14 protein-coding genes are annotated in these 14,785 nt (G+C 32.8%); 9 read left to right on the forward strand and 5 right to left on the reverse strand.

The features are described 5' to 3' along the window. Positions 1-3,028 (forward strand): DUF7619 domain-containing protein (locus ACOYLP_RS00845; RefSeq protein WP_422854274.1); only part of this gene is annotated, 3,028 nt, incomplete at its 5' end. A 134-nt stretch (positions 3,029-3,162) separates the two neighbouring features. Continuing rightward, on the forward strand, positions 3,163-3,639 hold the full coding sequence (locus tag ACOYLP_RS00850; RefSeq protein WP_422854275.1) for a hypothetical protein: 477 nt from the start codon (positions 3,163-3,165) through the stop codon (positions 3,637-3,639). Here ACOYLP_RS00850 and ACOYLP_RS00855 read toward each other — a convergent pair whose 3' ends face one another. After that, a complete protein-coding gene (locus ACOYLP_RS00855; protein ID WP_422854276.1) occupies positions 3,640-4,773 on the reverse strand; it encodes a glycosyltransferase family 2 protein in 1,134 nt (377 codons plus the stop codon). Next, positions 4,764-5,687 carry a hypothetical protein gene (locus ACOYLP_RS00860; RefSeq protein WP_422854277.1) on the reverse strand — a complete coding sequence of 308 codons (924 nt, stop codon included), beginning with the start codon at positions 5,685-5,687 and terminating at the stop codon, positions 4,764-4,766. The genes ACOYLP_RS00855 and ACOYLP_RS00860 overlap by 10 nt, the downstream gene beginning before the upstream one ends. Positions 5,688-5,783: 96 nt before the next feature. On the opposite strand from ACOYLP_RS00860, the gene ruvC reads away from it, so the two are divergent. From ruvC to ACOYLP_RS00890, 6 genes are all read left to right on the forward strand, one after another. Then, the gene (gene ruvC / locus ACOYLP_RS00865) at positions 5,784-6,335 is read left to right on the forward strand and encodes a crossover junction endodeoxyribonuclease RuvC (protein ID WP_422854316.1); all 552 of its coding nucleotides are present in this window, start codon (positions 5,784-5,786) and stop codon (positions 6,333-6,335) included. Between the two features lie 70 nt (positions 6,336-6,405). Further along, positions 6,406-7,539 (forward strand): radical SAM family heme chaperone HemW, encoded by a 1,134-nt coding sequence (hemW, locus tag ACOYLP_RS00870; RefSeq protein ID WP_422854278.1) that lies wholly within the window; start codon positions 6,406-6,408, stop codon positions 7,537-7,539. Positions 7,540-7,584: 45 nt separating this feature from the next. Next, positions 7,585-7,962, forward strand: a complete 378-nt coding sequence (locus ACOYLP_RS00875; RefSeq protein WP_422854279.1) for a GxxExxY protein — start codon at positions 7,585-7,587, stop codon at positions 7,960-7,962. 49 nt (positions 7,963-8,011) lie between these two features. Next, positions 8,012-8,761: a cyclase family protein gene (locus ACOYLP_RS00880; RefSeq protein ID WP_422854280.1), complete on the forward strand. Its 750-nt coding sequence runs from the start codon at positions 8,012-8,014 to the stop codon at positions 8,759-8,761. Between the two features lie 65 nt (positions 8,762-8,826). Next, positions 8,827-9,234 carry a GNAT family N-acetyltransferase gene (locus ACOYLP_RS00885; protein ID WP_422854281.1) on the forward strand — a complete coding sequence of 136 codons (408 nt, stop codon included), beginning with the start codon at positions 8,827-8,829 and terminating at the stop codon, positions 9,232-9,234. Positions 9,235-9,246: 12 nt separating this feature from the next. Beyond that, positions 9,247-9,612 carry an MmcQ/YjbR family DNA-binding protein gene (locus ACOYLP_RS00890; protein WP_422854282.1) on the forward strand — a complete coding sequence of 122 codons (366 nt, stop codon included), beginning with the start codon at positions 9,247-9,249 and terminating at the stop codon, positions 9,610-9,612. Positions 9,613-9,712: 100 nt separating this feature from the next. Here ACOYLP_RS00890 and ACOYLP_RS00895 read toward each other — a convergent pair whose 3' ends face one another. Further along, on the reverse strand, positions 9,713-12,322 hold the full coding sequence (locus ACOYLP_RS00895; RefSeq protein ID WP_422854283.1) for an AsmA-like C-terminal region-containing protein: 2,610 nt from the start codon (positions 12,320-12,322) through the stop codon (positions 9,713-9,715). Positions 12,323-12,500: 178 nt separating this feature from the next. On the opposite strand from ACOYLP_RS00895, the gene folK reads away from it, so the two are divergent. Beyond that, on the forward strand, positions 12,501-13,637 hold the full coding sequence (folK, locus tag ACOYLP_RS00900; RefSeq protein WP_422854284.1) for a 2-amino-4-hydroxy-6-hydroxymethyldihydropteridine diphosphokinase: 1,137 nt from the start codon (positions 12,501-12,503) through the stop codon (positions 13,635-13,637). Here the strand turns inward: folK and ACOYLP_RS00905 are convergent. After that, positions 13,634-14,164 (reverse strand): RNA methyltransferase, encoded by a 531-nt coding sequence (locus ACOYLP_RS00905; RefSeq protein WP_422854285.1) that lies wholly within the window; start codon positions 14,162-14,164, stop codon positions 13,634-13,636. The two genes, folK and ACOYLP_RS00905, sit on opposite strands and share 4 nt — an antisense overlap. A 144-nt stretch (positions 14,165-14,308) precedes the next feature. Then, a complete protein-coding gene (locus ACOYLP_RS00910) occupies positions 14,309-14,782 on the reverse strand; it encodes a DUF1573 domain-containing protein (protein WP_422854286.1) in 474 nt (157 codons plus the stop codon). Between the last annotated feature and the right edge of the window lie 3 nt (positions 14,783-14,785).

Consider the following 14,785-nt stretch of genomic DNA (forward strand, 5'->3'; position numbering starts at 1 on the left):
TAGAATAGTAACTGTTGCTACGGGACAAGTTATCATTATGCCTTATAATTTGAATGTAAATCCAATACCACCATCACCAACACAAACAATATCAGCTTGTTCAAATACTTTTCAATGTTTGAATTTAACGAGTGTTGAAAATTCAATTGCTTTTGGAATGCCAAATATGTCTGTTAGCTTTTATCAGTCTCAATTTAATGCCCAAGCAGGAATTAATCCAATTACAAATCCTAGTTGTTATGTTAGTATTGCCTTACCAGCTAGTCAATTACCTATTTATTACAGAGCCGAGAATGTCGTAACAGGTTGTTTTTCCATAGGAATTATAGAATTAGTTACAATAGATTGTGGTGGAGGCACAACATGTTTGCCACCTACAAATTTAGCCACAGCCAATATAAGTGAAACTTCGGCAACCATAGCTTGGACTAATACAGATTCAATTACGCAATCTTCTATTTATATTGCTCCTGCTGGAAGTCCTGCACCAACAAACAATAATGCTGTAATATTTGCTCAAGGAAGTCCATATACAGTTGTAGGTTTGACCTGTGGTTCGCAATATGATGTTTATATTCGAACTTATTGTAGTTCTGTAAATTTAAGTTCATGGGTTCAAACTACTTTTTCCACAACGGCTTGTATTCCTCAAGCTGGGCAACCAGTAGATTTAAGACAGTGTATAAATGAAACTGGCTCAGCTTGTTTCGATATTTCTTTGAATAATGTATTTATCCTGAATACCTTAAATCCATCCGAATATACAATTACATATCACAACTCGCAATCAGATGCTCAAAATGATGTTAATCCTATAACTTCAATAACGTCTTTCTGTACTGCAACATCGCGGCCGGTATTTGCTCGATTGGAGAATAATGCTAATCAAACTTTTCAAATATTAGGTTTCTCTCTTATTGTTGATACGTTTTCTAGTGTAGTAACCCCATTAAACAATATGCAACAATGTGATGATAATAATGATGGTGTAGTTACTTTTGATTTAACAACAGTTCAAGCGCAAATAAATACAACAAATACTTTAGAATATTATCCAAGTTTGACTAATGCACAAAATCAAGTAGTGCCATTTTCGAATCCACAAATATTGAATATTGGTATTCAAAATCCAATTACAAATGTGTTTGTTAGAGAGATTGTTCCTAATTCTTGCGATAATATTTATTCGTTTCAATTAAATACTTATTCCAATTGTAACTTGGCATATGTTTGTTCTCAAGCAAACTCTTTATGTAATTCATTGGGTGTTCCTTTTCAAAACACAATTAATGCTACTTCAACTGGTCAAGCAGGTTGTTTGAATACAACTCTAAATCCAACTTGGTTTTATTTACCAGTAAGTGGCGCAGGAACAATAAATTTACAAATAGTGCAAACAACTTTAAATGGTGGAACTTCTGATGTAGATTTTGTGGTATACGGGCCATTTTCTTCATTGACGAATGCTTGTAGTCAGCTATCGCCAAACAATATTGTAAGTTGTAGTTATTCTAATGCAGCAGTTGAATATCCTATAATTCCTAATGCACAACCAGGACAATATTATTTGATGATGGTCACTAATTTTAGTAATCAATCAGGTCTTATTACAATTACTGAACAAGGAAATTCAATTGGAGGAATAGATTGTTCAGGTTTACGATTAAATGCCTTTTTAGATAGTAACAGTAACGGAACTAAAGATGTTGGTGAGCAAAACTTTCCATTAGGACAGTTTACCTATGAAGTAAATAATAATGGAAACGTTCATAATATTATTTCTCCAACAGGAGTTTATAATATATATGATACAAACGCAACTAATTCGTATGATTTGAGTTATGCTATTGATCCAAATTATGTATCTTCTTATGGTATAACTACTTCTTCTTATAGCAATGTTAATGTAATAATTGGTGCTGGAATGCAAACTTATAATTTTCCAATTACTGTTACACAAAGCTACAACGACTTGGCAGTATACATTGTTCCACTTAATTCTCCAAGACCTGGGTTTACTTATCAAGAAAGAATTGTTTATACTAATTTTGGTAATCAAACAGTTGCTTCTGGAACAGTTACTTTTATTAAAGATGCTTTGGTAACTATAACTGCAAACTCTCAAACAGGAACAACTTCCACAGTTAACGGATTTACATATAATTTTACCAACCTTTTACCTTTTGAAACAAGAACTATTACAGTGACCATGCAAGTGCCAAATATTCCAACAGTCACTTTAGGGAATTTGTTAACTAATACTGCCAATATAGCACCAATTAGCGGAGATGTGGTTCCTTCAAATAATTCTTCTTCTAGTTCTCAAATAATTATTGGTTCATATGATCCTAACGATAAAATGGAGTCGCATGGAGAAAAAATATTGCATTCTACTTTTACTGCTAATGATTATTTGTATTACACCATCCGATTTGAAAACACGGGAACAGCCAGCGCCATCAATGTTAGAGTAAATGATTTATTAGATTCAAGATTAAATGAAAATACTATAAAAATGATTGGTGCTAGTCACAATTATATTATGGATAGAGTTGATAATAATTTGACTTGGCGATTTGACAATATTCAATTGCCTGTTTCTGTTGCAGACTCTAATATAGGAAAAGGTTATATAACATTTCAAGTAAAACCTAGAGCAGGTTATGCTGTAGGTGATATTATCTCAAACACAGCATCTATTTATTTTGATTTTAACCCTCCGATTATCACTAATACATTACAAACAGAGTTTGTAGCTCAACTTGGAGTTAATGAATTTGAGAATTGTGATTTTATTTTCTATCCAAATCCAGTGTCTGATTTAGTTACTATTTCGGTTAAAAACAGTGGAACTATTGCAGCAATTGCTGTTTATGATATACTTGGAAAACTAATACTTATTGAAAAACCAACAAGAGCAGTTTCATTACAAACTCTTGATTTGTCATCAGTTTCAAAAGGAGTTTATCTGCTTGAAGTTACTTCAGACAATAATATGAAAGTGATTAAAAAATTAATAGTAGAATAATTTTTTAAAATTTATATAAAAGAAAAGCGCTCAATTCTGAAGTATCGGAAGAGCGCTTTTCTTTTTTTGGCAAACGAAAGAGGTAGTGAATATAATTTCTTATTTTTGGTTTTATTAATCCATTGAAATCGTTCATGAAAAAAGCTATTGCTTTATTTTTAGTATCACTGTGTTTTTCCTGTCAATACTTTGAAAAGAAAGTACCTAATGAAAAAGAATTATTGGAAAAGCAATTGAAGGAAATTAACTGGAATGAAGTGGATGAATATCCATCGGTGGCCGATTGTGAAAAACTTACCGATGCAACCCAACGCAAACAATGTTTTTTCGAATTTTTAACAGCAACCATTCAACAAAAACTGGCAGTTGATACTCTTTCAACTTTATTTCCAAAACTCGATACCATTGAAGTTAAAGTGACTGTTTTTCCTAATTCAATTATGGAGTTCGAGCCACAATTTCCAAAAGATTCGGTTGCTTATGACACTATAAAAATCGACAGCATTCTTCGTGTTCGCTTGGTTAATTTCCCTAAAGTTAATCCGGCCATTAAAAGGGGAATTCCGGTTAAAACAAAATTTGTGCTTCCAGTTATTATTAAAACGGAGTAATTATTTTCTAAACATTCTACCTTTCCATCTAAAGCTTCCAAAAAGCGAATAAATTCCAACCAAACTTGAAAAGAAAGGATAAGTGACACTACTTGCTATCGGTACAAAAAACTTCCCTTTACGCAGATAAGCATTCGATTTATAAAGCAAAATAGAATCAACTATATATTTTATCAAAAACACACTCAATACTACTTTCCAGTTTAAAAAGGCAAAAGGCAAAAGGCAAAAGGCAATAGTTAAAGATAAATTCATCAGAAGGACTATAACTGCCAAAAACTTAGCATAATCACTTTTATAACTGGTTGATTTTCCTGCCCAACGAACCCGTTGCATAAAAAGTTTATATAAATCGTTTTCTGGTTTGGTTTTTACAATGACATCGTTGTTTTTAAGATAATGCACTTTCTCTTTATTGGTATTTACCGCTTTTTGTAATAAGAAAACATCATCGCCACTGGCTTTATCACTAATTCCACCAAATCCACCAATTTCAGAAAAGATTTTTTTGGTGTAAGCAAAGTTCGCTCCGTTGCACATAAATGGTTTCCCAATACCAAAACTCCCGATAGTTACGCCCTGCAAACTCATTAAATCCAGCTGTTGAAAATGATGAAACCAGTTGTTTTTGGCTCGATACATCACAGCACCTACAATCATTTCTGGATTATTTGTTTGAATATAATTATTTAATGTCAATAACCAATTTTTATTCACTATACAATCAGCATCAGTAGTAACTATCCAATCGTGTTTGGCAATTGGCATAGCTCGTCCTATTGCATCTTTTTTGGGCGAATAGGAAAGGTGAAGGTTTTCCAATAATGTTGTGTCCAAATGCTCATATTTCATGCGCCATTGAATGCAAATGCGTTCCGAATTATCGGTTGAAAAATCATCTACCAGAATAATTTCAATCATCTTATGCGGATAGTTCAAATTGGAAATCGATTCTAAAAGTTTTGGTAAATTTTTAGCTTCATTCCGAAAAGGAATCACAATTGTAAAAGCCGTTTTTGAAGCCAAATCTGTTACATGAAAAGATTTCACTTTGTTGAATCCAAAAATCAATTGAACAATTAAAAGAACATATACCAATAAAATAACTAGCAATACAATCGAAACTATTCCCATTTTGGTTTGAATTTAAGTACATAATAACTTCCGACAACAACAGGTAAAACCACATTTAAAAACCACATTAAAGCGGAAATAAAAACAACAATCCATTCGTTTACACCTAATTTTCCGAAGAAAAAAACCGCCACACTGCCTTTTACAGCAAAGTCCAGAAACTGGAAACTCGGTAAAGACGAAGCAAAAAAATATACAGTTGCAATGGTTGCCATCATCGTTATATAAGGTAAATCTACATCAAAAGCGAGAAATAAAAAATAGTATTGATGCGAAAAAACCAAATAGCGACAAAGTGCAAGAAGATTGTTTTTAGTGTGAATTCGTTTCGGGATTTCGTTGATTTTGTATATAAGTTTTTCAATCGAATAGCCTTTAATCTTGATATTCTTGAAGAGAAAAGAAAATAGTATAAAGAAAATAGACAAACCGATTATGGCTAAACTCCATTTCCAATAGCCAAGAATCAATAGTCCAATTGTTCCAAAAACCACGGTTAAAACCATCTGAATTCCGTTGCAAATTAGATTTAGAAATATGATTTTCTTGGTTTTCTTTTTGTCAAAATACAAAGCTTTCCCAGCGTATTCTCCAAGTCCATTTGGTGTAAAAATCCCTGCAGTTAATGCTCCGAGAACTTGTTTAGTAGATTCGCCAAGTGAAATCGGTTTTATAACCGAAACCAGATTTTGCCATTTTAAAATTTCGAGATACCGATTGGTAAAACTGAAGGAAAGCAAAAATAAAGTTCCCGAAATCGATTGGTTATCATAAAGCAAACTGTGGAATTTTACCCAATCGAGTTTGTCATTATTGGCTAATTGCTCGTAGATGAAATAAAAAGCAGCAGTTACAATCAAAAGTTTGATAATAAAAACACTGAATTGCTTAGCTTTGTGTGGAATTGTAATCATTGTTACAAAAGTAGGTAATTGGATTTTAAGATTTCAGAATTTGAGAATTTGAAAATAAATTATACTGACAACCAACAACCGACAACCATTAAAAAAATGGCAAACGAACGCATAATATTAGGAATTGACCCGGGAACCACCATTATGGGATTTGGGTTGATAAAAGTCGTAAACAAAAAGATGGAATTCATTCAACTGAACGAATTGATTCTTAGTAAATATGATGATCATTACACCAAGCTAAAAGTTATTTTTGAACGAACTATTGAATTAATAGAAACGCATCATCCAGATGAAATTGCAATTGAAGCGCCATTCTTTGGCAAGAATGTACAATCAATGCTCAAACTTGGAAGAGCGCAAGGTGTTGCCATGGCTGCTGGTTTGTCACGTCAAATACCAATTACCGAATACGAACCCAAAAAGATAAAAATGGCTATTACGGGCAACGGAAATGCCAGTAAAGAACAAGTAGCCAAAATGTTGCAACAGCTTTTAGGGTTGAAAGAATTACCAAAAAATCTCGATTCAACAGATGGTTTAGCCGCAGCAGTTTGCCACTTTTTCAACTCAGGAAAAGTTACGGGAACAAAGAGTTATACCGGTTGGGATGCTTTTGTAAAACAGAATGAAGACAGAATTAAATAATTTGAAGATTTGGAAATTTGAAGTTGGTAGTTTCATTTTCAAATTTTCAAATTAATCAATTTTCAAATCAATGAGCGGCATTTACATCCATATTCCTTTCTGCAAACAAGCCTGTCATTACTGTGACTTCCATTTTTCGACTTCATTAAAGAAAAAAGATGAGATGGTTTTGGCTTTAGCCAAAGAAATTTCATTGCGTGCAATTGAATTAAAAGATGAAATAGTCGAAACGATTTATTTTGGTGGCGGAACGCCATCGATTTTGGAGACTCAGGATTTAAGATTTTTGATTGATGAAGTATATCGAAATTATACTGTTGCAGAAAATCCGGAAATCACGGTTGAAGCCAATCCAGATGACTTAACAGAAACTCGAATAATCGAATTATCACACAACCGAATCAACCGCTTAAGCATTGGAATCCAATCCTTTTTTGAGGATGATTTAAAGCTGATGAACCGAGCTCATAATTCGGCGGAAGCCAAAAAATGTTTGGAAATTGCCACACAATATTTTGATAATATTTCCATCGATTTGATTTATTGTGTACCAAATATGTCAAATGAAAAATGGTTGCAAAACATAGAAACCGCATTGTCTTTTAACGTGCCTCACATTTCGAGTTACGCTTTGACAGTCGAGCCCAAAACGGCTTTACATACCTTTGTCCAAAAAGGAATTATTCCGCCACCCGATGATGAAGTGGCGCAGGAGCATTTTCATTTGCTGGTTGACAAGCTCGAACAAAATGGATTTATTCATTATGAGTTGTCTAATTTTGGAAAGTCAACTTATCTCTCCAAAAACAATTCGAGTTATTGGCTAGGAAAAAAATACATCGGAATTGGTCCTTCGGCGCACAGTTACAATGGAATTTCGAGAAGTTGGAATATTTCAAACAATACACTTTATTTAAAATCAATTTCTGATAACATGTTGCCATCGGAAACAGAAACCTTAACCAAAACAGATAGATACAACGAGTATGTGATGACTGGTTTACGAACCATTTGGGGCATTTCTTTAGACCGAATTGAGCGCGAATTTGGGAAAACATATTTGGATTATTTAAATAAACAATCCTACAACTATATCGAAGATCATTTGCTTTTTGTAGATGATAATATTTTGCGAACCACGAAAAATGGTAAGTTTTTTAGTGATGGAATTGCAAGTGATTTGTTTTTGCTAAATTTGGAGTAGTTAACCGCAAAGTTCGCAATGAAATAATCAAAGAGCGCTAAGTTTATGACAGTAAATGAATTATCAAAAGTAGTATTTGATTGCGCACTAAAAGTACATCAATCACTTGGACCAGGACTTTTAGAGAGTGCTTATGAAGAATGTCTATTTTACGAATTGAAAAAAACCGGATTAGAGGTCCAAAAGCAAAAATCATTACCTCTGTTTTATGAAGAAGTTAAATTAGAAGTTGGTTATAGAATCGATATAATTGTAGAAAATAAAATAATTCTAGAGATAAAATCAGTTGATGCTTTAAATGATGTTCATTTTGCACAACTATTGACTTATTTAAAACTCACAAATTGTAAATTAGGGATGTTGATTAATTTCAATGTCGTTTTAATAAAAAATGGAATAAAAAGAATAGTTAACAATCTATAAAAATTTCGCGGACTTTGCGTAAAATCCTTGCGCTCTTTGCGGTTAAACTATGAAAGCAAAAATTCAAAACTTCGAAATCGACTTATCAAAACCTATTGATATTTCTATTCCATTATCAAATACCAATGCCAATCCGATTGCTTGGTATATCGAAAAACCGAAAATTGAACCGGTAAAATTTGGTAATTGGATTGGAAAAGTTTCTGAAGGAAGTTCGACTAATTTCAATAATATTTTCTTCAATCCACACGGACACGGAACGCATACCGAATGTCTAGGACATATAACACGCGAATTTTATAGCATTAATCAATGTTTAAAACAGTTTTTCTTTACAGCTGAATTAATTTCGATTGAACCAGAGAACATAAATGGAGATATGATTATAACCAAGGAACAAATTGAAAAAGGGTTGAGCGGTATAACTCCAGAAGCTATTGTCATTAGAACCTTGCCAAATTTTGATAGCAAAAAACATAAAAACTATTCCAAAACGAATCCGCCATATTTATTAGAAGAAGCTGCAACTTTCATTCGCGAAAGCGGTATTAAGCATTTGCTAATTGATTTACCAAGTGTTGACAGGGAAGAAGATGAAGGAAGATTATTGGCACACAAAGCCTTTTGGAACGTCAAAGACATCAATAATCTCAATGAAGATGCACGATTGGATTGTACCATTACTGAACTGATTTTTGTTGATGACAACATTCGTGATGGAAGTTATCTGTTGAATTTACAAATAGCGCCGTTTGAAAATGATGCATCTCCAAGTAAACCTGTATTATTTAAGATTTAAGATTTTTGAATTTAGATTTCTGAAGTTAAAAATCAACAATCGTTAATGTTCAATCAACAATCAATATGATAACCGTTTCCACCGATAAAAACAAACTCAATGTTCCGTTTATTCAAAATTTTTTGAAGGATATTTATTGGGCAGCCGGCAGGACAATTGATGAAGTGCAAACTACAATTGATGCTTCATTTTGTTTCGGAATTTATGAGGATGAGGATCAAATTGGTTTTGCTCGTGTTATTACGGATTATGTTGTTTTTGCTTATCTGATGGATGTGTTTATAGATGAGAAACATCGCGGAAAAGGATATTCTACCATCTTGATTGATACAATGATGAAAGAACCACAATTGCAACAAGTCAAAATTTGGCGGTTAGCCACATCGGATGCCCATTTTTTATATGAAAAATTTGATTTTACCCCTTTGGCTCATCCCGAAAAAATGATGGAGAAAATTAAAAATTGCATCTGAAAACTAAAACACATGAACATTCAACAACTCTATGAATTTTGTTTATCTAAAAAAGCGGTGACTGAACATTTCCCGTTTGATGAAGATACTTTGGTTTTTAAAGTTGGCGGTAAAATGTTTTGCCTTACTTCACTAAAGGAATGGGAAAAAGGAACACCGTCACTAAACCTAAAAGGAGAACCTGAAAATAATGCAGAATTTAGCGCGCAATTTGAAGCTATAAATCCAGGATACCACATGAGTAAAATACATTGGATAACCGTTGATTTTAATAGTGACGTTTCTGATAAAATGATTTGCGAATTAATCAATCATTCCTATGATTTGGTTTATAAGAGTTTGACAAAAAAACTACGTGACGAAATAGAGAAAAGTTAAAAGGGAAAAGGCACTAGTTAACGAAAATTCTAACTAGTTCCTCTTCACTTAAACTCTGTTTTTTAGTTGTATATAGCCCTGCCTATTTAAAAAAAATTCCTTATTTAGTTGGTGTTGTTATAGCCGGTTTTGGTTCCTCTTTTTTCTTTTTGTTGAACAAGCCATTGAGTAAATCTTTAGCCTGTGTTTTCAAATCTGGTTTTGGTGTCGCCGTTTTGGAAGTATCCTTTGGTTTAGTGATATTTTGGATAATATTTCCGAGTGCAGAAGTGCCTTGTTTTATCAACTTATCTTTTTGTTGTTTCACCAAGTTAGTAACCAAAGTGGTTGTAGTTTGTTTAACATCAGTTGTAATATTTGGATTTTTAAAATTGCCGGTAAGAATAGCATTTATAGGAATCGTTTCAAATTTATTGGCGTCTTTAGGGGTTAATTTTCCGATTAAATTATTGATTTCTGTTCCCAAATATTTAGACGGAACATCTAATTTCACATTATAGTTCATCAATTGATCAAAACCATGCGACCCGCATATTGTAGCTTTGATGTCTTGGTATTTGATGTCGAAAGGTTTTACGTTTACTTTTCCATCTTTAAAAGTTAATGCGGCCTTTAAATCATTAAGATTTAATTTTTTCAAATCCACAAAACCTAACTTGTTATCCAAAGCGGTTAATAAAGTTGAGTTACTTGAATTCACTGTTGTTGAAAGCAATTGTCCCATTAAATCTCCCGTAATGCTTTTCAAATCGGGCGTCATTTCTTTGTCGTTCAGATTCCCAGAAACTTTGATTTTCGAATTCAGTTTTCCGTTAATTACTCCAGCTATTGGAGCAATTTTTTTCATCATGTCCAACTGTGTAAAAGTTTGAGCAATTTCAACTCCATTTAATTCTAAATTCATATTGAATTTGGATATTTTTTCTTTTGTAGACACCTCACCATTAAACGTAATCAACCCACCAAAAATATCAGTTTTGCCATTTTCCAAAGTAGCTTTTTGGTCTTTGATAATTACCTTGCCGGAAACGTTTTTCAAAACCAAATTATCATTCAAAACCGTGTTCGCCTTTGCTGTAAGAGAACAATTCAAAAACGCCGGAATTTTCATGGCTTCATTTGCTTTGATTTGTTTTTTAGCATCCGTTTTCGAAGTCATAAAATCGCTTACCGCCAATTGATTGGAATTCAAATTAAAGTTCCCTTTCAATTCCTGATTTTTAAACACAAAACCATAGAAATTTTCCAAAATTCCAGTTACAGCCAAATCCGTTTTTCCGGTTGTTGCATTAAATTGTTTTAAGTTTACACGACTTGGGTCAAATGAAACAAAAGCTCTGCTGATTTTCATGGTTTTACCATCTTCATCCGTATAATTAAAACCTGTTAAGTCAAGCGTTCCTGAATTTCGGATTCGTGCATAATCACTTTTTTCTACCGATTGCATATCGAATGCTGTCGTTACATCGGCTTTTAGAATTCCGGTTAACGGTTTGTCCAATTTTATAGGATATGCTTTTGTGAGATTAGCCAAATTGATAGTTCCTTTTAGTGTAGCATTCACTAAAGCATTTTCGGAAATGTTTTTAATATTTGCTTTGGCATTGAAAACATCCTGATCAATTTGGAACGACAATTTATCCAAGTTCACATAAGTGTCATTAATCACCCCGGTTTCATTGATGATTTTGGTGTCGATGATAATGTTATTGACTGACTTTGGTAGATTCGGATATTGAAATGATGCATTGTTTGAAGCAATTTTGACATTGAATTTTGGCACAGAAGTCTCTGAATACAATCCTTTCGCAAAACCGGCAACGGTAAAATCGCCACTGGTTTTCACCTCTTTTAAATTACTCGAATATTGCGCCGGAATTAATCCCAAGAAGTTTTTGAACGAAGAAGTTGGTGTTTTAAATGTCAAATCATATTGTTGTCCGGCATCGACCAATTGGATGAAACCGTCAAATTCTAAAGGTAATTCATTGATTTTGGCTTTATTTTCTTTGAAAGTATATTTGCTTTTATCTAAGTCAATTCCAATAACGGCATCTAGAGTAATCCCAACATTTTTCATGTAATTTACTTTATCCATATCCAAAGAAACTTTGGCATTGGATTTAGTTACTAAATCCAATTTTGAAGAGGCAAAATCACCAGTACCTTCATGATTGATGCTATCTAAAACCATTTTTATTTTTGACTTTTCATCATAGTATTTAAACTTGAAATTTTCTACGGAATAGTCTTTTATCTTTAACGAAAGCGGTTTGTTTTTTTTATCTTCGATATTATTTTTATCTTTTAAAGCAATATCATAATTGCCAATTCCGTCTTTGTTTAAGATGATATTTATTAAACCATTTTTGGATGAAACCCCATCGATATTAATAGTTTCGTTATCGCCTTTAAACAATTCTTTGATTGACATTTTTAGATTCAATTCGTCAAAAGCTACTAAAGTATCTCCTTCAAAAGGTGCTTTGTTGATTATTGAAAGTTTCTCAATTGACACACTAGCATTGGGAAAATTTCTAAATAAACTCAAATCTGCATCGACGAAAGCCACTTTAGCGTCTACTTTTTCATTAATGGAAGTTAAAATTTTAGCTTTGATTTGATCTTTAAAGAAATACGGAATTGCAAATGCCGATATGACTAACAGCAACAAAACAATTCCAACGATTTTTAAGATTTTCTTTAACATGATGTGATAGATTTAGTTACGCTTGCACATAACAAAAATAAAGCCTTTTACTCAAAAAGCGGTTACTATTTGTGGAAGTTTTATGATTTAAAGTTCACATTAATTGTTGAGAAATTGTTATTAACAGTCGGTTGTTTTTGGCATTATTCTAAAATAGTTTTAGTTAATTTGTGCTTACATGAAAAAGCAGCATCAAGTCATTTTATCCTTAGGCAGCAATCTAGGCAATTGTCTCGAAAACATTGTCCGTTGCATTGATAATTTGCACAAAGAAATAGGTACAATAATTAGAGTTTCAAAACTTTATGAAACACCATCATGGGGTTTTGATAGTGAGAAATTCTACAATTGTGCTGTGATTATGAATACACATAAATCAGCACATCAAGTTTTGGAAGAATGCCTTTTACTCGAAGAAGCTTTGGGAAGAGTACGCGAAGAGGCAAAAGGGTATCATGCGCGAATCATTGATATTGATGTGATAACTTTTGACGAAGAAATTATCGCTTCCGAGAAACTACAGGTACCTCATCCGGAAATGCAAAACCGTTTGTTTGTTTTGCTGCCGATGCAGGATTTGCATTTAGACTGGCGTCATCCTATTTTACAAAAATATTTGCATGAATTATTGGTTCTTTCGGAAGATAAAAGCAATTGCAAAGTCATTCAAAATCTTGAAATCCCAATTGCCAGATTAAAACTCGATCATTTTAATTATATCGCTATAGAAGGAAATATTGGTTCTGGAAAAACTACCTTGACAAATAAACTAGCTGAAGATTTTAATGCTAAATCAGTTCTTGAGCGTTTTGCAGACAATCCTTTTTTACCAAAATTCTACGAAGACCAAAACCGTTATGCTTTTCCGCTTGAAATGTCATTTTTAGCAGACAGGTATCAGCAAATTTCTGATGATTTGGCGCAATTTGATTTATTTAAAGATTTTATTGTTGCCGATTATCATATTTTTAAATCCTTGATTTTTGCTAAAGTTACTCTTTCCGAAGATGAGTTTCGTTTGTATAAAACCATGTTTGATATTATTTACAAAGAAATGCCGAAGCCCGATTTGTATATTTATTTGTATCAAACCACAGATCGACTTTTGGAAAACATCAAAGCAAGAGGAAGAATTTATGAGCAGGAAATTCCGGCACAATATCTTGAAAAAATAAATAATGGTTATTTGGATTATATCAAATCGCAAACAAATTTAAACATTTTGATTATTGATGTGACCAATAGAGATTTTCAGAATAATCAAGAAGATTATGTTTATATTTTAAATGAAATTCAGAATAAGATCTCAGGTTAGTACTTCATTTTCTGAAACAAATCCCAAACTACAATTCCTGCACTCACCGAAATATTTAAAGAATGTTTGCTGCCTAATTGAGGAATTTCAATGGTTCCGTCACAAAGCTCAATAGCTTTTTGGTCGACGCCATACACTTCGTTTCCAAAAATCAAGGCATATTTTTTATTTTTATCCATTTTAAAATCCTGAAGAAAGATTGCGTTTTCAACTTGTTCAATGGCAAAAACGGAAATGCTTTCTTTTTTAAGATTTTCAATTACTTCTAAAATATCTTTTTGATATTCCCAAGTAACCGTTTCGGTAGCGCCAAGTGCTGTTTTGTGAATTTCTTTATTGGGAGGAATTGCCGTTATGCCACACAAATATATTTTTTCAATTAAAAAGGCATCTGCAGTTCTAAAAACAGAGCCAATATTATGGAGACTTCGAATATCATCCAGTATAATTATTAAGGGTGTTTTTACGGCTTCTTTAAAGTCAGCAATTGATTTACGTTCTAATTCTTTATTTTCAAGCTTGCGCATATTTTTTATCTTATAAAATTGCTTTGTCTTTTCAGTTAAAGCTTCGAGTCAACCATCTTTAGTAAATGGCAAAGATATTCAAAAAAATCCCATCTCGTTTTTTACAATGAGACGGGATTTTCTTGAATTATAATTAAGTAAAATTTAGCTTTTTGTTGGAGCAGCACCATCAGCTGGAGCATCAGGTAAAACAGTTCCTTTTATAGTAACTACTTTAGTTTCTTGTCCTACAGCATTTGATTTAATAGTTACTGTTTTAGTAAATGGACCAACTCTATCAGTCGCATATTTTACTCCGATTTTTCCTTTTGCACCTGGAGCAATGTCACCTTCTGGTTTAGTAGGAACAGTACAGCCACATGAACCCTGAGTACTTTCAATTTTTAGAGGTTTATTTCCATTGTTTACAAAAACAAATTCTCTGTTTCCATCAGAATTGTGAGGAATTGTTCCGTAATCGATAGTTTCGTTTTCGAAAACCATTCCAGGTCCGTCAACTTTTTGAGTTTCAACTTTAACTGGAGCATCAGCTTTTTTTGCAGCTTTTTTTGCAGTTTGCGCATTGCTAGTTGCAACACCAAATACAGTTATTGCAGCTAATAAAATAATTTTTTTCATTTT

The organism is Flavobacterium sp., from assembly GCF_049318325.1.
Classification (GTDB): domain Bacteria; phylum Bacteroidota; class Bacteroidia; order Flavobacteriales; family Flavobacteriaceae; genus Flavobacterium.